The organism is Kitasatospora sp. NBC_01266, from assembly GCF_036242395.1.
Taxonomy (GTDB): domain Bacteria; phylum Actinomycetota; class Actinomycetes; order Streptomycetales; family Streptomycetaceae; genus Kitasatospora.
The window spans coordinates 6303782-6324746 of the sequence record NZ_CP108458.1 but is presented as its reverse complement, the minus strand read 5'-3'; the positions used below and the strand labels follow the sequence as shown (position 1 = coordinate 6324746).

Genomic DNA, 20965 nt, shown 5'->3' with positions numbered 1-20965 from the left:
CCGTGGCAGTCGCGACCATTTCCCGATCCCATCCATCGCAAGGAGGACCAGCCCATGACGCGGCCCCCGCAGTGGCAGCAGGACGTGAACCGCCACTCCCAGCTCGTCGATCCGGTCGTCACCATCCAGGAGCTGTCACGGTTCGGCTCGCTGCGGACCACCCGCGTCGACTACGCCCTGGTCTTCACGACCGCCCAGGGCGGCCTCGACACCTTCCTGCCGCCGCACCGCCCGAGCCGCAAGGACCTGACCACTCGCAGGTGGACCAGCGTCTACGAAGTGGACACCGGCCAGCACGAGTTCGGCGAGCTGCTGACCATGCCCAGCCGCGACGACGCGTTCAGCTTCGAGGTCGCGCTGAGCTGCGGCTGGCAGGTCGTCGAACCCGGTGCCTTCGTGGCCAGCGGGGTACGCAATGTTCCGGCCATGGCTCAGGGGTTGGTCGACCAGCTGATCCGGCCGGTGCTGCGCCAGTACCCGATGGCGGAGAGCGACACCGCGGAGATGGCGGCCCAGGCTGCGCTGATGGCGGTCGAATCGCACGCCGCCAAGTACGGGTTGTGGCTGGGCTGTGCCCTCCAGATCCGGCAGGACGAGGCGGCACTGCAGCACGCCAGGGAGCTGCGCGAGATCGAGTTCGCCCGCCAGAAGCTCGACCCGCGCCACCAGTTGCACCTGCGCGAGGACGAGTTGGCGGCGGAGCGCTCGCTGGCCCAGGGGCAGCACGCGCACCGAATCGCGATGCAGGAGCAGAACTTCGGCCACGAGCGGGAGTTGATCCGCAGCCAGTACGAACTGGAGCTGCGGGAGTACGAGGTGAAGAAGATCGAGTACTACGCGCACTACCTGGAGCGCGGCGGCCCGCAGGCGATGGCGATGCAGCTCGCGCAGCACCCCGAGGACGCTCAGCTGATCATGGCGAACCTGCGGGATCACCAACTTCGTCTGATCAACAACCAGTTGGCCGTGGCGATGCAGGCGCTCGGCGGTGGCCCCGGTGGCCTGGAGGAGCACCAGCTCGACGAGCCGCGCAAGTTGGCCGCCAGCGTGATCCGGGAGGTGCTCAGCACCAAGTTCGGGCCGACCGGGTTCGGTCCTACCGGGTTCGGGGACCCGGCCGGTGCGGTGACCTCGGATGCGGCGGCGTCCGAGCTGATCGATTCGGTTCCGGCCGCACCGGTCGACGCTGTGCCTGGTACTGGTACTGGTGCGCCGCAGGCACCCAGTGCCGCGCCCGGAGCGGAGTCCGCGCCCGTGGAGGGTGCTGACGAAGGGCCGATCTTCGGCTATCGCGTCCCGACTCAGCCGCCCGCCCGATGAACGGCGTGGCGTCGGCCGCGGTGCCCGCCCTGCCGCCCATGGCCGAGAAGCTGCTCGCGGACCTGCGGCAGGAGACGGCGCGGGCGGACACCAAGGGGTCGGTGCTGGTGGGGGTGCAGGGGACGGCCGCCGCCGCGCTGGTGGGGGTGCTCACCGCGCGGGGCTGGAACCCGGGCACACTGAGCCCGTTCGGCCAGCTGCTGTGGTGGGCGGGCACCGTCTGCTTCCTCACCTCGATGGGGGCGCTGCTGATGGCGGTGCTGCCGAGGTTTCGGGCCCGCGAGTGGCGGCCCGGCATGCCGCTCACCCACTTCGCCGACATACGCCGCGCGGCGGCGCTCGGACCGACGGCACTGGCGGAGGCCCTACGGAAGACCGAGCGCGAGCCAGAAGCAGCCCTGCTGGCCGCACTCATCGACAACAGCCGGATAGTCACCGGCAAGTACTGGTGGCTGCGGGGTGGGATGGCCTGCTTCATGGGCGCGCTGGTCCTGCTGCCGGGGGCCCTGCTCGCGGGCTGAGTACCGGCGCCTTTCTACGCACGACTTCCAGGAGCTGTGGAGCGATGACCGCCTACCAGACCGGGACCGGCCAGGACCGGCCCGAGCCCCTCGACGCGCCGCCCGGGTACCCGGACGCGCCCGCGTACCCGGAGGCGCCGGTGGGTCCGGGGGCTGAAGCGCCCGCGTACCCGGAGTCCCCCGCCTACCCCGAGGCCCCCGCACATGCGGAGCCCCCGGCGTACCCAGCGGCGCCCGCCTACCCGGTCGCGCCCCCGCCGTACCCGGAGGCCGAGCCACCTGCCTACCCCGCAGCGCCCGCGTCCCCGAAGGCGCCGGCCTACCCCGACGCAGCCGCGTACCCGCTCGCTGCCCCCGTCGTCGCACCCGCGCCCCCGCAAGCCCTGGTGCGGGCCCCGGAAGCGCCGCCACAGCCGCCCCGATCGCCGGCAGCCGCACCGGACCACCACGATGACCTAATGCTCCAGTCGGGCCGCAAGCACCTGAAGGCACGTCAGCGCGGCGTGGACGGATCGGCCTTCTCGCAGTTGGTGATGATGCTGCCGATGGCCCTGATCAGTCTGATCGTCGTGGCGGTGGTCACCGCATTCATTCCCGCGATCGGGACGTACCTCCCCCTTATGTGGCTGCTGTCCGGGGTCCTGGTCTTCAACTCCGCCGCCGAGCGGGCCATCGCCCAACACCTGCTGCGCATGCGGCGCCCCGGTCCGGCTGATGCCCAGCGACTGGCCGAGGTCTGGGGAGAGGTGACGCGACGGGCCGGAGTCCGCTCCGAGACCTATGAGTTGTGGATCCAGGAGCGAGCCGAGCTGAACGCCACGGCCGTCTCCGGCCACATCGTCGGTGTGACCCGCCATGCGATGGACCAGCTGCCGAACTCGCAGCTGGCGGCCGTCCTCGCCCATGAACTGGGCCACCATGTGGGTGGCCACACCTGGGTCGGTCTGCTGGTCGACTGGTACGCGCTGCCGGCTCGCACGGCGGGCCGCTGGACCGGCGCGGTGCTGTCCAAGGCTCTGAAGGCGAGTGTCGGATGCGGCGGCTGCCTGGTGGCGGTCGCGGTAGCGATCCTTGCCGCCGCGTGCTTCGACCATGGGCTGTGGTGGCTGGCGCTGTCCGGCGCGATCGCGCCGCCGGTCATCTCCTGGCTGCACCGCCGAGGCGAGTTCCGTGCGGACCGATACGCCGTCGGCCTCGGGTTCGGCGAGGAGCTGGAGGCGGTGCTCGTTGCGGAGCACCAGCGCCAGGCCGTCGCGGCGCCGGCCGTCGCAGCGCCCCGCCCTCAGCCGGGCTGGCCTCAGCAGATGGGCAACTCGTACCAGCCCCAGGCACCCGGTTGGCCCTCGCAACCCACGAACGCCTACTCGCCGCAGGCCCCCGGTTGGCCGCCGCAGCCGGGGAGCCCGTACCAGCCGCAGACACCGGGCTGGCCGACGCAGCCCGGGAGCCCCTACCCGCCGCAGACGCCCGGTTGGCCCCCCGCCCAACCTCAGCCCGGCTACTACCCACCCGCCTGGACCGCCGCGCCAGGCCAGCCCAAGCCGAAGCCCGCCGAGAGCCTCGCGCGGGCCGCGCACCGCAACGTCGAAGCCCGCCTGAAGCACCTGCGGCGCGACCGCGAAGCGGCCTGAGAGGACGCCAGAGTGGTGGTCCCTGCAAAGTACGCGCCTGTCGGCCGAGGCACCGAGGCGCCCTCCCACGCGGCTGTGCCTCTCGACGCATCAAGGGCGTTGACTGAGGCCAGCCCAGCACCGAACCGACTGGCGAGTGCAAGATGACCAGCTCACCACGACTACGCGTACGGGTCGCGCAGGGGCCTGGGCTCGCGGACTCCGCGGGTGATTTCCTCCGGCAGGTCAGGACCAGCGGTGTAGTAGCGTCCTTGGGCCTCGCCCTTGGCCAGCAGCCAACCAGCGCGCACGAGTTCGCGGATGTCACGCTGGGCCTGCTGTTCGCTGAGGCCGGCATCCGTCTGATAGGTGGCGCGGCGGACTCGGTTGCCCATTGCGGCGGGGTAGAGACCGTAGAGCATGCGGTCGGGCCAACCGCGCTGCTCGAGCGCCTCATCGAGAGCCGACCAGACCTCACGGGTGGTCTGAACCTGCCGCTCGACGGTCTGGGCCTGCTGGTGGTGGGCACGCAGGCAGAACCGCACCCACGGGAGGGTGTCGCGCTCGGGGGTCCAGACGGGGCCGCCGACCTCGGCCAGGACGTCGTAGTAGCGGTAGGTGTTGCGGGCTCGCCCGAGCCACTCCTCGATGCTGGAGAACTCGGGAGCCATGATCCCTTCTCGGGCCAGCACCAGGGTGTGCAAGGCGCGGGACATGCGCCCGTTGCCGTCGGACCACGGGTGGATCGCCACGAGGTTCAGGTGCGCCATCGATGCTCGAACCAGCCCCGGCGCTGCCAAGTCGCCCTCGTTGAGCCAGCCCACCAGCTCCCCGGTCAAGGCCGGCACTTGCTCGGCACCCGGAGCGGTGTACGCGGCGATGGTCGGATCCTCCGCCGAAGTCACGTAGACCGGGCCGCTGCGCCACCAACCGGGCCGCTTCAGCAGGTGGTGACCCTGCATCATGAAGTGCAGCGCGTTCAACAAGCCCTTGCTGTAGGCGAAGTCATCACCGGCCTCGGCGAGGCGCTGGATGTAGGTCATCGCCTGACGGCAGCCGTCGATCTCGGCAGTCACGGTCTCGTTCGCGTCGATCGGCGCCTCACCGACCATGATGTCCTCGACATCGGAGACGCTCGCAGCGTAACCCTCGATGGTGTTCGACCCTGCGATCGCGCGCGCGGTCAGATTGCGCCGCAGCTGCCCCTCCCACCGTCGTGAGGTGCGCAGATGCAACCGCAGACGGTCCCGCATCTCCTCAATCTCGGCGAGGATCCGAAGATCCGTTTCTCCCAGCAAAGGCGACGAGTACAACATGCAGCGATAACACCATCATGGCATCACCACGTCAAGCGCAGCCTCGGCGATTGCGCCGCACACGACCAGCCGGCCTCGGCCCTGGACCGTGCCACCGCCCTGTCGGGTTTCGACAACAAGCACCCGCATCACCGAGATCGAATTGCACATACCCGAAGTGAGGCATCAGTCGGATGCCCGACCAGCAGCGGCACGCACAGGATTGCCGCCTTGCCCCCTTCTGAAGTGCTCGACACAGGAGCACCCCCGGCACATCGTCATATCCGGGCTCGTCGTGAGGCGACAGGACAGAAACCGATTCCAGACGCCCATCGCCCACCTGCGGAATTCGGCGCTACTTTCGACACAGCGGATCGTCTGGCCATCCACGTGGCGATGCACAGCCTCGCCGCCCCTGATCCGCAAGGTCGGAACTTTGACCGGTCTGCGCCGATTTGCCACCCGCTACCGCACTTGACTGGAGAGCCTGGCGGGTCAAGGTGCGTCACCATCAGACTCTCCACCGCGCCCAAGACACGACAGTGCATCAGCAGCAATCGGGGCAATACGGGCACAAACCCCGAACGCGGGGACCATGCCGATGCGACTCAGGGGTGAATCGTGACCGCGACTCCTTGGCTCTGGTCCCCAGCTGGTCCCCAGCAAGATCGCCAGAGGGTCCTTGGCTCGGGCCCGATCCGCTAACACGCCATCAGCAAAAAGGCCGCCGACCTGGGCGTTAACCCGGCCAACGGCCTTTCCGACTCACGTCGGGACGACAGGATTTGAACCTGCGACCCCTTGACCCCCAGTCAAGTGCGCTACCAAGCTGCGCCACGTCCCGTGGTCTCGCTGCCGTGCCCTGGGGCTTGGCTTCTCGACCTTGTCCCCGGTGTCCCGGCGACGTGGAAAACAATACAGCACGGCGGGGGGTGCTCGCTGCCAGGTTTCGGTGCAGGTCACGTGGCTGGCGCCGGCGCGGGTGCGCAGTGGTGGCCGGGGCCGGCGGCGGGGGCCGGCAGGGGTGGTCGGCCCTGGCTGGCGGGTGTGGTGGGAGGCGGGGTCAGGGGCTCGGGTGGCGGGCGTCGTAGCGGAGGAAGGCGGGGCGGCGGGCGGCGAGGAGGAGGATGGCGGCGACGCAGGCGAGGCCGCCGGAGATCGCCGAGATGGTGGGGGTGGTGAGGGCGGCGACGGTGCCGGATTCGAAGTCGCCCAGGCGTGGGCCGCCGGCGACGACCACGATGAAGATGCCCTGGAGCCGGCCGCGCATCTCGTCGGGGGCGGCGACCTGCATCATCGTGTTGCGGAAGATCATGCTCACGGTGTCCGCGCAGCCGGCCACGGCGAGCAGGGCCAGGCCCAGCCAGAGGTGACCCGAGGTGAGGCCGAAGGCGGCGATGGACAGGCCCCAGGCGATGACGGCGGCCAGAATGGCGACGCCGTGGCGGTTGACCCGGGAGACCCAGCCGGAGAAGAGGGCGCCGGCCAGGGCGCCGACGGCGGGGGCGGCCACCAGCAGGCCGACGGTGTCGGCGTGGCCGCCGTAGAAGCCGACCGCGAGCGCCGGGAAGAGCGAGCGGGGCAGGCCGAAGATCATCGCGGCCAGGTCGGCCAGGAAGCTGGTCCGCAGGTTGGGCTGCTCGCGCAGGAAGCGCAGGCCGTCCAGCACGGAGGCGCGGCGGCCGTGCTGGGCACCGTCGGGGCGCATCGCCGGCAGCCGCCACATCGCGTACAGGGTGGCGGTGAAGGCGACGGTGTCGACCAGGTAGGCGGCCTGACTGCCGTAGGCGCCGATCAGCAGGCCGCCGAGCATCGGGCCGACCGTCATGCCCAGGTTCATGCTGACCGTGGCGAGCGCGTTGGCGGCGGGCAGCTGCTCGGCGGGCAGCAGGCGCGGGATCATCGAGGAGCGGGCCGGCGAGGAGACCGCGAAGAAGGCGCCCTGCAGCGCCACGGCCAGGTAGAGCAGGGCGACCTGGCGCAGGCCCAGCAACGCCTGGGCGGCCAGCATGGCGGAGACGGCGGCCAGGCCGGCGGAGCCGATCAGGCCGAGCTTGCGGCGGTCCACGGTGTCGGCGATCGCGCCGCCGTAGAGGCCGAAGGCGACCAGCGGGATCAGCGAGCACAGGCCCACCGCGCCGGTCGCGAAGGTGGAACCGGTGAGGGCGTAGACCTGCACCGAGACCGCGACGGCGGTCATCTGCTGGCCGATCGAGGAGACGCCCTGGCCGAACCAGATCCGCCGGTAGTCGGCGCTCTCGCGCAGCGGGGTGAGGTCGGCGACCGCGCCGCGGAGCAGCCGGCCCAGCCGCCTGGGCGCCGCGCCCGACGGCTCACTCGACGCCGCGCCCGACGCGCCCGACGGCTCACTCGACAGTTGCGTCGAAGCTTCGCCAGGCGGAGGTTCAGCGCCCGGCGACGAAGAAGCGGACGGGGAAGAGGTGGGATGATTGGTCGACACAGCGACCTATCGTCACCCCTGCTCCCCCGCGCCCGGACACCGGGGTTGCCCCGCCCGGCACTCGGCCGCCCCGCCCGCCTCCCCGCGATCAGCCCCGATCAGCCGCGCAGTACTGCCTTCTCCCCCGCCCGGACCGCGATCGGCAGCCGGTTGCCGGACGGCGGGAACGGGCAGATGAAGTGCTCCGCGAAGGCGCACGGCGGCAGATAGGCGCGGTTCAGGTCCAGCACCGTGCGGCCGTCGGCATCCGGCCCGGGAAGCGTGACGAAGCGGAAGCGGTAGGTGTCCTGCCCGCTGCTCGCATCGGCGATCACCCCGCTCAGCCGGTCGTCGGCGCTGGTCACGGTCAGTGTGTAGGGCTCGCCGGCCAGGTGGAAGGCGATCTGCCCGGTGACGGTGAGCGGGCGCTCGCGGGCGTCGGCGTTCGGGACGGTCACCGTGCGCTCGCCGTCCTCGTAGGGGGTGAAGACGGCGGGGACGGACCACTCGGGCGCATAGGGGTAGGTGGCGATTCCGGCGAAGTGCGTGCGGCCTTCGGCGGCGGGGTCGAAGACGCGCAGCGCGAACTCACCGTCGCGCTCGATCGGGACCAGCAGCCTGTCACCGTGGTGGGCCGTCTCGGCCTCGGGGTGGGTGTCGGGGCGCAGCACCTGCTCGCCGGCCACCGGCTGCTCGGCCGCACCGGCCCGCAGCCCCTCGGCGACGGCGGCGGCCACCCGCACCCCGGCCCCGTCCGCGGCCACCGCCCAGCGGCCGGGGACGCCGGCTATCTCGACCGGCTCGGTGTCGAGCCAGTGCGTGCCGATGAGCGCGAGCATGCCGTGCGGGGCGCTCACCGAAGCGTGGCGGGCTTCGGTCCAGCGCTGCCAGTCCGCAGCATCGGTCGTCATGAGCGGATCTCCCAAGGACCTGTCGAAATCTATCGGACGGTACGAACGGGACAGCGCGACGCTGTCAGCTCTCGCGCAGCGGGCGGAACAGCCCCTCCTGCACCACCGAGACGACCAACTGCCCATTCCGGTCGAAGATCTGACCGCGAGCCAGGCCTCGGGCGCCGTGCGCGATCGGCGACTCCTGCTGGTAGAGCAGCCACTCGTCGGCGCGGAACGGACGGTGGAACCACATCGCGTGGTCGAGCGAGGCCATGTCGAAGTTGCGCTGGCCCCAGAGCGGCTCGACGGGGGCCCGGACCGAGTCGAGCAGGGTCATGTCGCTGGCGTAGGTCAGCGCGCAGACGTGGATCAGCGGGTCGTCCGGCAGGGTGCCGTTGGTGCGCAGCCAGACGCCGCTGCGCGGCTGCACGCCGGCCAGCTCCTCCTGGGTCCAGCGCAGCCGCTCGACGTAGCGGATGTCGAACGGCTGGCGACGGCTGATGAACGGCGGCAGCTCACCGAGCCGGGCGCCGACCTCGTCGAGGGCGCTGGGCAGCTCCTCCGGCGCGGGGACGACCGGCATCGACTCCTGGTGCTCGATACCACCGGGCTCGGCGACGTGGAAGTCGGCGGTCAGCGCGAAGATGCTGCGGCCCTGCTGGATGCCGAGCACCCGCCGGGTGGTGAAGGAACGGCCGTCCCGGATCCGGTCGACCTGGTAGACGATCGGGACGCCGGGAACCCCGGGACGCAGGAAGTACGCGTGCAGCGAGTGCACCGCGCGGTCGGCCGAGACCGTACGGCCGGCGGCGACCAGCGCCTGGCCGGCCACCTGGCCGCCGAACGTCCGCTGCAGCGACTCCTCGGGGCTGCGGCCGCGGAAGATGTTGAGTTCGATCTGCTCCAGATCCAGCAGGTCGACGAGCTGGTCGACAGGCGTTCCCATGGTGTGCGTCCTCTCCAACGGGCACGCCGGAGGGGCCGGCGGCATACCGCTGCTGTCTAGCTGGAAGTCTGCTGGCCGCTCGGGAATTCCCGCCGGTCGGCGCCGCTGACGGTACCCGAAGGTACGGCGACCGACGGTGGCGGCCCGCACCGACACTCGGCCGTACCCGCACCCAGCCCACGCACCCGGCCTAGACGTCCGCCCCCACCCCCGCCACCACCAGCCCGGACTGCCGCACCGTGATGTTGAGCCGCCCGGTCAACGGCGGACCGGGCTCGCCGAGCCGCAGCCCGGGGTCGACGCTGCCGGGCAGCGTGCGCAGCACGCCGTGGTACGCGTACCGCGCGGGGCCGCCGAACACCAGCAGGTCACCGCTGCGCAGTTCGACGTCGGTCCACGGCCGGGTGCGGGTCCGGCTGTTGCCGAGCCGGAAGACGCCGGAGTCGCCGAGCGAGAGCGAGACCACGGGGGCGTCGATCCGCTCCTCGCGATCCTGGTGCAGGCCCATCCGGGCGCCGACCGGGTAGTGGTTGATCAACGCGACATCCGGTGCGTACCCGACGGCCCCGGCCACCTCCTCGCCCCCACCGCCCGCCTCGTGCGCCCTGCCCGCCCCGTCCCCGTACGCCGCCCCGTTCCCGTCCCCGTACGCCGCCGCGACGGCGCGCCGCGCGAGGGCGCCGAGCAGCGCCGGGAACGGTTTGACCGGAGCGCCGTCTCCGTCGTGCACCCGACGGGTGTAGGCGTACGGGAACCAGTGCTGCCCGCAGCCCTCGGCCGCCTTCCGCGCGGCGCCGCAGTTCGGACAGTGGGCGACCACACCCCAGTGCCAGCCGAGGCAGACCTGACGGACCGACATCTCGGCGCCGCCGGGCAACCGGACCGTACGCAGTCCGGCCGGCGGGCGGGCCCACGCGCGGCAGGCAACGACCAGCTCGCGTTGCTCAGCGGGGGTCAGCCAGTCGGGGAGCAGCACGGCACCGGGTGCGAGCTCGGCCCGCGCCCGCCCGAACAGCTCACCGCTGGTATCACTCACCACTCACCGCTCCCCCGCCAGCCGGGCCCGGGTGGGCATCGCGGTCCGGGCGCCGGTCCGCTCGACGCTCAGCGCGGCGGCCCGGACGGCGAACCGGGCCGCCTCGACCAGGGCCAGGCCCTCCGCCAAGCCGACCGCCAGCGCCCCGCAGAAGGTGTCGCCGGCTCCGGTGGTGTCAACGGCGCGCACCGCCGGCGCGGCGACCAGCTCGCAGCGCCCGTTCTCGCGGACCAGCGCGCCGTCGGCACCCAGCGTGACCACCACGCGCGGGCAGGGCAGTCCGGCGGCCAGCCGCGCCACCTCGGCGGCGTCACGCACCGCGCTGTCGGGGACGCCGCAGAGCCGGGCCAGCTCGGTCCGGTTGGGCACCAGCACGTCGACCAGCGGCCAGAGCTCGGTGGGCAGGCCCGCCGCGGGCACCGGAGCCGGGTTGAGGACGAACGTGCCACGCGCCAGCCGGGCGGCGGCCAGCACGGGCGGCATCGGGATCTCCAGTTGGGCGAGCACCACCGGGGCCGACTCGAGCAGCGCCCCGGCGGCCCGCACCGACCCGGCGTCGAGTGCGCTGTTGGCACCGGGTGAGACCACCACGCAGTTCTCCGCCTGCCGGTCGACCAGCACGACGGCGTGACCGGGCGGCCCGTCCACGGCGGCCAGCCGGCTGACGTCGACGCCCTCGGCGGCCAGCTCGCGGCGCAGCTCGGCACTGTCGGCGTCGGTCCCGACGGCTCCGACGAAGGCGACGGACCGGCCCAGCCGGGCTGCCGCGACGGCCTGGTTGGCTCCCTTGCCACCGCCGAGTCGGATGATCGGACCGCCCTGGACGGTTTCCCCCGGCACGGGCAGGGTGCCCACCTCGATCACCTGGTCGAGGTTGACGCTGCCCACCACAACGATGTCCGTACCGGTGCCCAAGTCCACCCCACCAGCTTCCCACTCGCACACGGCGGCCCGACCAACCCCGGCCAGGCCCCGACCAGCCCATGCCCACCCCCAGGCCCGCCCGACCAACCCAAGCCGGACCTCAGGGCAGCAGACCGACCTCACGCGCACACTCGGCCCAGGCCTGCCAGCCCTGCTGACGCAGGATCTCCTGAGCCACCGTGATCTGCTGCCGCCGGTCGGCCCGGTCCGGCCGACTCGCGTAGCGCAGACCACCCGCCTCCCGCCAGGTCGGCGGCCAGATCTGCAGCCCGCCGTAGTAGCCGTTGCCGGTGTCGGCGGCCCAGTCACCGTCGCTCTCGCAGTCGGCGATCTGGTCCCAGGTCGCATCGGCGACCGGGGCGAGCCCGCCGGCCTGCCCACCCCCGGCGCCGACCCCAGCGCCGACCCCGCCCCCGGAGCCACCCCCGGAACCAGGGCCGACGCCAGGCCCGGAACCAGAGTCGGACCCTGGGGCGAGCGCCGGACCGCCGGCCAGCACGAGGACGGCGCCGCAGAGCAGCCCGGCTATTCGAGGCTTGATTCCACGCATCCTCCGACTGTCCACGAGCCGCTCCCCCGCCCGCGAGCGGGCCCGAGCCCCGCTACGCCATCAGAGCACCGGCACCGCCGAACCAGCGCACCCCCGACGCGGAACGCCGTTGACCGCCGCCCCAACAGGGACGGCGGTCAACGGCACACCAGCGCTGCGGACCACACGCGAGGCGCGTGACGTCGGCAGGAGATCAACCGGCGATCAGCAGGCGATCAGCAGGCGATGCGTCAGAAGGAGAGCACCTGGCCAGGCATGATCAGGTTGGCGTCGGCGCCGATGACCTGAGCGTTCTTCTGGTACAGCGACTGCCAGTCGGTGCCGTGCGCGGCGGCGATGTCGCTCAGCGTGTCGCCGCTCTTGACGGTGTAGGTGCCACCGGTGTTCGCGGACTTGTAGCCCTTGGCGGCCGGCTTCGGCTGCTGGGTCGGAGCCGGCTGCTGCACCGGGGCCTGCTTCTGGGCCGGCGCCTTCGGGGCGGGGGCCTGGGTCGGGGCCTGCTGCTGCACCGGAGCCTGCTTCTGCGCCGGGGCCGGGGCCGGGACAGCGGGGGCGGGGGCCGGGGCGGAGGTGTCGACGACGGCGGGGGCGCCACCGGCGGTCAGGCCGGCCTTGACCGAGCAGACCGGCCAGGCGCCGGGGCCCTGGGCGGCCAGCACCTTCTCGGCGACGGCGATCTGCTGCGCCTTGGTGGCGAGGTTGGCCTGCGGCGCGTACTGGGTACCGCCGAACGCGGCCCAGGTCGAGGAGGTGAACTGCAGGCCGCCGTAGAAGCCGTTGCCCGAGTTGATGCTCCAGTTACCGGTGCTCTCGCACTGGGCGACCGCGTCCCAGGTCGAGGTGGAGGCGGCGGAGGCCGTGGTGGCCGTGACGAGGCCCGCCACCGGGAGGACGGCGACCGCCCCGCCCAGGACGACAGCCAGCCGCACGCGGTTGCGCTTGGTGGCGGTGGTGGTGGCAGCGGCGTTCTCGTTACGGAAAGTCATGGAATCCCTCTCGACTGCCCCGGGCGGGCATGCGGAACCAGACCCTCGATCGGGCCGAATTCGCGCGCCGCGTCCTTGGGCGGCCGAGTACGTGTCCGACGTACCGCGCCGCCCCGGCCACTCCCTCGCGCCGCCGACTTGTTCGAGCTGTCGGACGACGGGCACCTGGTGGGGTGCGTCGGGGGTGAGCCCGGGTGGTGCTCGTTGCACCGGGGATGAAGCTAGGGGTCGGGACTGTCCGGAATCAACCAGTTCCCGGGGCGCTCAGGATTCCCCCAGGTCAGCCAGCTGTTACCCCCAGTAACGATCAAGTGCTTGAAAGATCAAATGTCCGCTTTGGTACGTTTTGAGCGACTCAAACCTTCTGTACACGTGACACCGGTCACATTTCACTGCCTGTGAGCCTGCGCACATCATCGACAGATTGTGACCGCATAGACACCATTCGTAATCGGCGCGATGGAAAAAAGCGACACTCCGACCCCCAACCCGTGACTCCGACCACAGCAGCCCGTTGGTAATGGCGGCCGGGCCCGCCCGCGCCGCGCCGGGGCCACCACGTCGCCCGGCCAAGGAGAACGGCGTCCAGCCGACGACACCTGAGGAGTCCTGTTGCCGCGCATGCTCGAGGTCAGCGACGAGGTCCGCGCCGAGATCGGCGACGACGAGGCCGACCGTCTGCTGGGCGGGGCCCACGCCCCTGACACCTATGACTGCACCTCCTGCCGAACGCCGGGCGACTCGCTGCACGAACGAACCAGCACGGTGCTCTTCGTCGGCGAGGAGACCGCGGTGCTGGCTTTCGCCCACGCGCGATGCATCCCCTCCCAGGTCGTCCCGGTCTCCGAGGAGCAGCTGCTGGACGCGGTCCGCAGCATCAGCCAGGCCCAGGGCAGCGGGCTCCCCACCCAGGCCGGCCCGCCCGACACCGGCCACGCCGGATTCCCGGGCCAAGCCGCGTACCCGGCCGACCCGTACCCGACCGGCGCATACCAGGCCGGCGCTTACCCGGCCGACGCGTACCCGGCCGACCCGTACCCGACCGACGAGTACCTGCTCGACGCACTCGGCCTCCCGCTCGCCCCCACCCCGGCGGCGCCCGCCGCCCCCGCGTACCCCCCGGCACCCGCGCCCACCGCACCCGCACCCGCCCCGGCCCTCGCCGTGGCCCCGCGCCCGGTCGACCCGGGCGCCCGGGTGCCGGCCGCGGGCGAGCCGGCCGTCCTCAGCGTCACCTGCGGCCTGGTGCTCTGCGGGGACACCGGGCACGCCGCCATCGTGGTCGAGCCGACCGGACCGGTCGGCCGGCCGGGCCAGCTGACCGGAACGGACGAGTTCCTCCCGCTGCTCGGCGAGCACGGCTTCACCCCGATCACCGACATGGACAAGCCACCGGCCCGGCTGGCGGGCTGGTCGGTCCTGGTGGCCATGGGCCGGCTGCACTCGATCCTGCAGCCGTCCCCGGTCGGCAACAGCGCCTGGTGGCAGGCGCACGCGCCGCTCGCCGTCACCGACGCGTGGCGGCTCGCGGCGGCCCGCCGGTCCGAGGTGATCATGTACGCCGCACCGGCCGGCAGCATCGGCCGCCAGCCTCGCGAGGACCTGCTGCGCGCCGCCCTCGACCGGGCGGCCGCGCAGGGCCTGCTGGTCGCCGCCGCCCTGCCGCTGGCCGGCACCTGAGCCCGGCCCGGCAGACCACGAGCCGACCGGGAGCGCGCGCACCCGGCCGGCTCGCCCGGCGCGCCCCGGCGGGGGCGCCCCACCCGCCGCCTCCCGCCCCACCTCACGCCGACCCGCCCCCGGCCACCACGTCCGGCCCCGCCCCGCCCGACGCCACCCGCATCCCCAGCGGAACTGGCTCGTTGGGCCCTACGTGTACAGCTACGACGTGACCTCAGCCTTCCGCCAGACCACTGCCACCCGAGGGATCCCGGCAATGAGGCCGTCGTACGACGGAGGTCATCCAGTCGCCCCCACCCCCACGCCGATCTACGACGAGCTGTACTCCGAATACCGCCGGCTCTTCCGCGCCCTGCCCGGCGACCGCACCGGCGAGGAGGACATGCGGTTCACCGGCTTCGCCGTCCGCGACCGCCCGTACGGGGGTGGCGGGGGTGACGACTACCGCAACGGGCGCGACGGGTACGGGGCGCCGGCGCAGCAGCAGCCCTTCGCCGGCTACACCGGCCAGCTGCCGGGGGCGCCGCAGTTCGTCCCCGCCCAGCAGGCGCCCCAGCACGCGACGCAGCAGCACGCGACGCAACAGCACCCCACCCAGCAGCACCTGCCCCACCAGCAGCACCTCGCGCAGCACCAGTACCAGGCGTCCCCTTATCCCCAGCCGCAGCAGCAGGCGACGGGTGGCCAGGGCTGGGTGGCCGCCGGCTACCTGGTCCCGGCCGCGCCCGGCCCGGTGCTGCCGAGCCCCGCCGTGCCCGGCCCGGCCGCCCCGGGCCGGCACCGGGGCAACCTGCTCTCGCTGCCCCCGGGCCGCAGCTGACCGGGCATCAGTACTGACCGGCCATCGGCACCCGGCCAACCGTCAGCCGACAACAGCAGAGCGGTCCGGTGGCTCCCAGCCACCGGACCGCTCTGCTGTGACAGACCGCGACGGGAGGGGACAGGCGCCGACCGCCACCCATCCCCTCCGTCCCCGCTACTTGCGCTTGCGCTTCTCCCGCACCCGCACCGAGATCGAGATCGGCGTCCCGACGAACCCGAACTCCTCGCGCAGCCGGCGCTCGACGAACCGCCGGTAGCCGGCCTCCAGGAACCCGGAGGCGAACAGCACGAAACGCGGCGGGCGGGTGCCGGCCTGGGTCCCGAAGAGGATTCGGGGCTGCTTGCCGCCCCGGACCGGGTGCGGGTGGGCGGCCACCAGCTCGCCGAGGAAGGCGTTCAGCCGGGCGGTCGAGATCCGAGTCTCCCAGCCCGCCAGCGCGGTCTCGATCGCCGGGACCAGCTTCTCCATGTGCCGGCCGGTCTTCGCCGAGACGTTGACCCGGGGCGCCCACTGCACCTGGACGAGATCCTTCTCGATCTCGCGCTCCAGGTAGTAGCGGCGCTCCTCGTCCAGCTGGTCCCACTTGTTGTAGGCGATGACCACCGCTCGACCGGCCTCGACGGCCATCGAGATGATCCGGGTGTCCTGCTCGGCCAGCGTCTCGCTGGCGTCGACCAGGACGACCGCGACCTCGGCCTTCTCCAGCGCGGCGGAGGTGCGCAGCGAGGCGTAGAAGTCGGCGCCGGCGGTCAGGTGGACCCGGCGGCGGATACCGGCGGTGTCGACGAACTTCCAGGTCTTGCCGCCCAGTTCGATCATCTCGTCGACCGGGTCACGGGTGGTGCCGGCCTGCTCGTTGACCACCACCCGCTCCTCGCCGGCCACCCGGTTGAGCAGGCTGGACTTGCCGACGTTGGGCCGGCCGATCAGCGCCACCCGGCGCGGGCCGCCGAGCGCGGTGCCGAAGGTCTGCGGGGGTGCCTCGGGCAGCGCGGCCATCACGGCGTCCAGCAGATCGCCGGAGCCGCGGCCGTGCAGCGCGGAGACGGGGTAGGGCTCGCCCAGGCCGAGCGACCAGAGGTAGGCGGCCTCGGCCTCGGTCGAGGGACCGTCGACCTTGTTGGCGCAGAGCACGGTCGGCTTGCCGGCCCGGCGGATCAGCCGGATCAGGGCCTCGTCGGTGTCGGTGGCACCGACCGTGGCGTCCACCACGAAGAGCACCGCGTCCGCGGTCTCGATGCCCAGCTCGGCCTGCGCGGCGACCAGGGCGTCGATGCCCAGGACGTCGATCTCCCAGCCGCCGGTGTCGACCACCTTGAACCGGCGCCCGTTCCAGGTCGCCTCGTAGGTCACCCGGTCGCGGGTGACGCCGGGCTTGTCCTCGACGACCGCCTCGCGGCGGCCGATGAACCGGTTGACCAGGGTCGACTTGCCGACGTTCGGCCGACCGACCACGGCCAGCACCGGCAGCGGGACGTGCTGGCCGGCCTCGAGGTCGAAGTCCCCGTCCTCGAAGCCCTCGCCCTCGGCCAGCGCCATGAACTCGGCGTACTCGGAGTCGTCCAGCTCGCCGTGACCCGCGAGATGTTCGTTGCTCATCTTCGTCTGTTCCATTTCCCGGCGCCCCGATCAGGGCCGCCGTGCGTACCTGCCCGGACGCGGACGTCCGGGCAGCGCGAAAAAATCACATCTGGAGAGCTCGCGTCCGGGCGGACCCGGACCGTGCTCAGGCGGCCGTCAGGTGTCCGGCCCGCTGCTCCACCAACTCGGCAATGGTGTCGATCACCTGCTCGAGCGTCAGGTCACTGGTGTCCACCAGCACCGCGTCCTCGGCCTGGGCCAGCGGAGCGGTGGCCCGCGAGGAGTCGGCGGCGTCGCGGCGGCCGAGGTCGGCCGCCATCGCGAGGATGGTCGCCTCGTCCACGCCCTTGGCGCGCAGCTCGGCGGCCCGCCGCTCGGCCCGGGCGGCCTCGGAGGCGGTCAGGAAGATCTTGGCGGTGGCCCCCGGGAAGACCACGGTGCCCATGTCCCGGCCCTCGGCGACGATGCCGCGCGGGGCCAGCTCGGCGCAGCCGCGCTGCAGCTCCACCAGTCGGGCGCGCACCTGCGGAACCGCGGCCACCGCGCTGACCTGCGCGGTCACCTCGGGGCCGCGGATCGGGCCGGAGACGTCCTGGCCGTCGACCGTGATGGTCGGGCCGTCGGCGTCGGTCCCGGAGACGATCACGGGCTTGGCGCAGGCGATGGCCACCGCGTCCTGGTCCGTCACGTCCACCTCGTTGGCCAGCATCCACCAGGTCATCGCCCGGTACATGGCGCCGGTGTCGAGGAAGCTGAGGCCCAGCCGGGCCGCCACCGCGCGGGAGACGGTCGACTTGCCGGAGCCGGAGGGTCCGTCGATGGCGACGACGACCGGGGCGTGCGCTCGGTCGGCAGTGTCCACAGGGGAACCTCTCTACTCGTACACCCGGGGGAGATACCTCAAGGTTAGACGACCGCCGCCACTGGCCCGACCGGGTCGACTCCCGCCCGGTCCGGCCGTCCCCAGTCCCCTCCCCGTGCCCGTCTCCAGGCCCGGGGACGGGCACGGGGACGGAACCCGGCCGCACCGAGTCCGGTCAGTCCCGGACGTCCCAGCCGCGCTCGCTCAGCGCGCTCTCCAGCCGCCGCGCCGCGTCCGGCTCCACCTGGAGCTGCACCAGACCGACCCGCTGACCGGCCGAGTGGTCGATCGCCACGTCCTCGATGTTGACCCCGGCCCTGGCCGCCTCGCGGAACAGCCGGCCCAGCTCGCCCGGCTGGTCGCCGATCGCCACCACCACGGTCTCGTAGCGGGTGGGCGGCGCACCGTGCTTGCCGGGGATCCGGGCCTGGCCGTGGTTGCCGCGGCGCATCACGGCCTCGATGTCGGCGGTGCCCGCGCGCCGCCCGGCCTCGTCGCCGGTCTCCAGCGCGCGCAGCGCGGCGACCGTGGTGCCCAGATCGGTGGCGAGCTCCTCCAGGATGTCGGCGACCATCCCGGCGTTGGCCGAGAGGATGTCCAGCCACATCCGGGGATCCGAGGCCGCGATCCGGGTGACGTCGCGCACGCCCTGCCCGGCCAGCCGCACCGCGGTGTCGTCGGCGTGCTCCAGCCGGGCGGCGACCAGCGAGGAGAGCAGCTGCGGGGTGTGCGAGACGAGCGCGACCGCGCGGTCGTGCGCGGCGGCGTCCATCACCACCGGCATCGCGCCGCAGAGCGCGACCAGCTCGAGCACCGCGTTGAGCGTCTCGGTCCCGGTGTCGTGGGTGGGCGTGAGCACCCAGGGCCGGCCCTCGAACAGGTCGGCGCGGGCGGCCAGCGGCCCGGACTGCTCACGGCCGGCCATCGGGTGGCCGCCGATGTAGTGGACGGTGTCGCAGCCCAGCGCGGCGATCTCGGCGCGCGGGCCGGCCTTCACGCTGGCCACGTCGGTGTAGCAGCGGGCCAGCTCGCGCCGCTGGCAGTCGGCCAGCACCTTGCCGACCAGCGCGGGCGGCACGGCCACGATCGCCAGGTCCACCGGCCCCGGCGGCTCCTCGGTGGTCCCGGCGCCGAGCGAGGCGGCGGTGCGGGCGGCGTCGGGGTCGGCGTCGGAGAGATACACCGTTATCCCCCGCCCGGTCAGCGCGAGCGCGGCGGACGTGCCGATCAGACCGGTGCCGACGACGGCGACATTGCGCATGGTGCTGCTGCTCTCCTGCGTTCCGGGGTTCGGGTGCCCCCACATCCTCCCGCACCCACCGGGCCGCCGCCCCGCCGGGCCGGACAAAACCCGCGACAGTGTCAGCCGCGCCGGGCAGACTGGGCCACCGATGGGCGACGAGGCGGCGCGCGAAGAGGAGCACGATGACGGATCAGGCGGCTGACGACACGTCAACACCCGCGACAACCTGGCCCACCACCCTGGACTCCGTGGCGGTGCACGCGGTCGGCGCCGTCTGCCGCCGGGTGGCCCGCGGCACGCCGGCGGCCGACCCCGCGGGCCCGGGTCCGATCCGGCTGCGGCTCACCGGCCTGCCGCCCACCGTGGAGCCGGGCTCGCTGCGCGCCACCCTGCCGGACGGCCCGGCGGGCTGGCGGGTCACCGAGGTCCGCCGGGCGACCGAGGCCCGGCTGACCGAGCCGGAGCGGCTGCCCGAACTGCGCCAGGAGCTCGCCGGGGCCGAGCGGGCCGAGGCCGCGCTCCGGCTGCGGGAGCGGCAGTTGGCGGCCAGGATCGCCCAGACCGCCGAGCTGCGGCCGCTGCCGCCCAGGAGCCGGGCCGGCGACCCGCACCAGCGGGTGCCCGCCGACGCCCTGCTCACCCTCGCCGGCTTCGTGGACGAGCGGCTCGGCGCCCTGCACGCCCAGGCCGAGGAGGTCGGCGAGCAGCTGCGGCACGCGGTCCGCGAGCGTGAGCTGATCGCCGCCCGGCTGGCCGCCGCCTCCACCGCCGAGCCCGGCACGCCGATCGGGACCCGCCTGCTGGCGCTGGTCACCCTGACGCCGGACGACCCCGACCGGCCGGCGCCCACCGAACCGGTCACCGTCGAGCTGGAGTACCGGACCGCCGCCGCCCGCTGGGTGCCGGCCTACCAGCTGAACCACCGCCAGGGCGCCGACAGCGGCACCCTGACCCTGCGCGCGGCCGTCGCCCAGCGCACCGGCGAGGACTGGACCGACGTCCGGCTCACCCTCTCCACCGCCGACCTGCAGCGCCCCGCCGAGCTGCCCGAGCTGCGCTCGATCCGGATCGGCCGCCGCCAGCCGGCGCCCGCGCCCTCCGGCTGGCGCGAGCCGCCGCGCGGGCTGGGCGAGCTGTTCGCCGACCACGACAGCGCCGGGCCGCCGCCGCGACCGGCCGCCGCCCCCGCCGCGGTGGCCTACACCGTGGCCGGCTCCGTCCGCTCCGACGACGACTTCCCGCTGGCCGGCCCGGCCCCCACACCGGCACCGGTACCGGCACGCGCCATGGCCCCCCGGCACAAGCGGGCCGCGGCAGCCTCCCCCAGCGGCCCGCCGCGAGGCCCCGCACCCGCCGGCGGACCCCCGCCCGCGCCGTCCTACGGCGCCGCCCAGCCGGCACCCCCGCCGCCCCCGCCGCCCGTGCCCCGGCCCCCACACCCCGGCGCCGACCTGCTCGACTACGCGCGGCTGACTCTGGCCGGCCCCACCGACCCGCCCGCCCGGCGCGGCCGGCTGCACCCCGCCGCCCCCGCCCCGGCCGTGCCACCGGTCGCCCCGCCCGGCGCGACCCAGCTGCCGCACGCCGTGCCGCCCCGGCAGTCGGCCGGCTCCTTCGACCAGCGCTTCGACGCCGCGTCCCGGGTCGACCTGCCCTCCGACGGCGCCTGGCACACCGTCGGCCTCGGCGAGCTGCCGGTCACGCTGCGCCCGGAGTACGTCTGCGTGCCGGCCGTCGAGCAGTCCGTCTACGCGACCCTGCTGCTCGGCAACAGCTCCGAGCGGGCGCTGCTCGCCGGGCCGCTGGAGGTTGCGGTGGACGACGCGTTCCTGCTCACCACCGCGCTGCCCACGCTCGCCCCCGGCGCCACCCGGCGGATCGGCCTGGGCGTGGCGGAGAGCGTGCGGGTCACCCGCCGCACCGAGACCCAGGAGTCCACGGCCGGGCTGCGCGGCTCCACCACGGTGGTGACCGAGCGGATCCACCTGGAGCTGGCCAACCGGCTGGCGCACCCGGTCACCGTCGAGGTCCGCGAGCGGATCCCGGTGACCGGCGATCGCGACATCAGGATCGAGGACCGCCCGGGTACCCCGGCCTGGTCGGCGCCGGACACTCCGGACCAGGTCCACCCCCAGGGCACCCGGCTCTGGCGGGTCGAGCTGCCCCCGAACGGCCGGGCCGCCCTGACCGGCGGCTACGAGATCCGCGTCCCGGCCGGCAAGGCCCTGACCGGCGGCAACCGAAGGAGCTGAGCA

At 73.5% G+C, this 20965-nt stretch carries 16 protein-coding genes, 1 tRNA gene and 2 pseudogenes; 7 read left to right on the top strand and 12 right to left on the bottom strand.

The features are described 5' to 3' along the window. Positions 1 to 54: 54 nt before the first annotated feature. From OG403_RS27445 to OG403_RS27435, 3 genes are all read left to right on the top strand, one after another. Positions 55 to 1320, top strand: coding sequence for a PE-PGRS family protein (locus OG403_RS27445; RefSeq protein ID WP_329568879.1), 1266 nt, complete (start codon positions 55 to 57; stop codon positions 1318 to 1320). Then, positions 1317 to 1841 carry a Pycsar system effector family protein gene (locus OG403_RS27440; protein ID WP_442910998.1) on the top strand — a complete coding sequence of 175 codons (525 nt, stop codon included), beginning with the start codon at positions 1317 to 1319 and terminating at the stop codon, positions 1839 to 1841. Before OG403_RS27445 ends, OG403_RS27440 begins: the two co-directional genes overlap by 4 nt. Positions 1842 to 2299: 458 nt before the next feature. Beyond that, complete coding sequence (locus OG403_RS27435) at positions 2300 to 3472, top strand: M48 family metalloprotease (RefSeq protein ID WP_329568876.1); 1173 nt, start codon at positions 2300 to 2302, stop codon at positions 3470 to 3472. Positions 3473 to 4149: 677 nt separating this feature from the next. Here OG403_RS27435 and OG403_RS36770 read toward each other — a convergent pair. From OG403_RS36770 to OG403_RS27390, 9 genes and pseudogenes are all read right to left on the bottom strand, one after another. Next, a pseudogene (locus OG403_RS36770) lies at positions 4150 to 4413 on the bottom strand (Fic family protein); the annotation flags it as partial. A 1103-nt stretch (positions 4414 to 5516) separates the two neighbouring features. Then, positions 5517 to 5590 (bottom strand) — tRNA-Pro (locus tag OG403_RS27425). A 219-nt stretch (positions 5591 to 5809) separates the two neighbouring features. Further along, positions 5810 to 7054, bottom strand: coding sequence for an MFS transporter (locus OG403_RS27420; RefSeq protein WP_329572605.1), 1245 nt, complete (start codon positions 7052 to 7054; stop codon positions 5810 to 5812). Positions 7055 to 7305: 251 nt separating this feature from the next. Next, positions 7306 to 8097, bottom strand: a complete 792-nt coding sequence (locus OG403_RS27415) for a DUF1684 domain-containing protein (protein WP_329568872.1) — start codon at positions 8095 to 8097, stop codon at positions 7306 to 7308. Between the two features lie 64 nt (positions 8098 to 8161). Next, positions 8162 to 9025: an acyl-CoA thioesterase gene (locus OG403_RS27410; protein ID WP_329568870.1), complete on the bottom strand. Its 864-nt coding sequence runs from the start codon at positions 9023 to 9025 to the stop codon at positions 8162 to 8164. A gap of 190 nt (positions 9026 to 9215) precedes the next feature. Beyond that, complete coding sequence (locus tag OG403_RS27405) at positions 9216 to 10061, bottom strand: alpha-ketoglutarate-dependent dioxygenase AlkB (protein ID WP_329568868.1); 846 nt, start codon at positions 10059 to 10061, stop codon at positions 9216 to 9218. A gap of 3 nt (positions 10062 to 10064) precedes the next feature. Continuing rightward, on the bottom strand, positions 10065 to 10982 hold the full coding sequence (locus tag OG403_RS27400; RefSeq protein ID WP_329568866.1) for a ribokinase: 918 nt from the start codon (positions 10980 to 10982) through the stop codon (positions 10065 to 10067). A gap of 103 nt (positions 10983 to 11085) precedes the next feature. After that, positions 11086 to 11535 (bottom strand): transglycosylase family protein, encoded by a 450-nt coding sequence (locus OG403_RS27395; RefSeq protein ID WP_329568864.1) that lies wholly within the window; start codon positions 11533 to 11535, stop codon positions 11086 to 11088. Positions 11536 to 11765: 230 nt separating this feature from the next. Continuing rightward, positions 11766 to 12521, bottom strand: a complete 756-nt coding sequence (locus tag OG403_RS27390) for a transglycosylase family protein (protein ID WP_329568862.1) — start codon at positions 12519 to 12521, stop codon at positions 11766 to 11768. 621 nt (positions 12522 to 13142) lie between these two features. Between OG403_RS27390 and OG403_RS27385 the strand changes: the two genes are divergently transcribed. Both OG403_RS27385 and OG403_RS27380 read left to right on the top strand, forming a co-directional pair. Next, a complete protein-coding gene (locus OG403_RS27385) occupies positions 13143 to 14201 on the top strand; it encodes a hypothetical protein (protein ID WP_329572603.1) in 1059 nt (352 codons plus the stop codon). 256 nt (positions 14202 to 14457) lie between these two features. Then, entirely contained in the window at positions 14458 to 15021 is a 564-nt protein-coding gene (locus tag OG403_RS27380; RefSeq protein ID WP_329568860.1) for a hypothetical protein, read from the top strand. A gap of 156 nt (positions 15022 to 15177) precedes the next feature. Here the strand turns inward: OG403_RS27380 and der are convergent, their stop codons facing one another. From der to OG403_RS27365, 3 genes are all read right to left on the bottom strand, one after another. Then, positions 15178 to 16623, bottom strand: coding sequence for a ribosome biogenesis GTPase Der (gene der, locus OG403_RS27375; protein ID WP_329568858.1), 1446 nt, complete (start codon positions 16621 to 16623; stop codon positions 15178 to 15180). 127 nt (positions 16624 to 16750) lie between these two features. Further along, positions 16751 to 17467 carry a (d)CMP kinase gene (cmk, locus tag OG403_RS27370; protein WP_329568856.1) on the bottom strand — a complete coding sequence of 239 codons (717 nt, stop codon included), beginning with the start codon at positions 17465 to 17467 and terminating at the stop codon, positions 16751 to 16753. A gap of 175 nt (positions 17468 to 17642) precedes the next feature. Continuing rightward, positions 17643 to 18773, bottom strand: a complete 1131-nt coding sequence (locus OG403_RS27365) for a prephenate dehydrogenase (protein ID WP_442910997.1) — start codon at positions 18771 to 18773, stop codon at positions 17643 to 17645. 119 nt (positions 18774 to 18892) lie between these two features. On the opposite strand from OG403_RS27365, the pseudogene OG403_RS36765 reads away from it, so the two are divergent. Both OG403_RS36765 and OG403_RS27360 read left to right on the top strand, forming a co-directional pair. After that, positions 18893 to 19351 (top strand): annotated as a pseudogene (locus OG403_RS36765) (DUF4140 domain-containing protein); the annotation flags it as partial. After that, positions 19328 to 20962, top strand: coding sequence for a DUF4139 domain-containing protein (locus OG403_RS27360; RefSeq protein WP_442911094.1), 1635 nt, complete (start codon positions 19328 to 19330; stop codon positions 20960 to 20962). The pseudogene OG403_RS36765 and the gene OG403_RS27360, both read left to right, overlap by 24 nt. Positions 20963 to 20965: the final 3 nt, after the last annotated feature.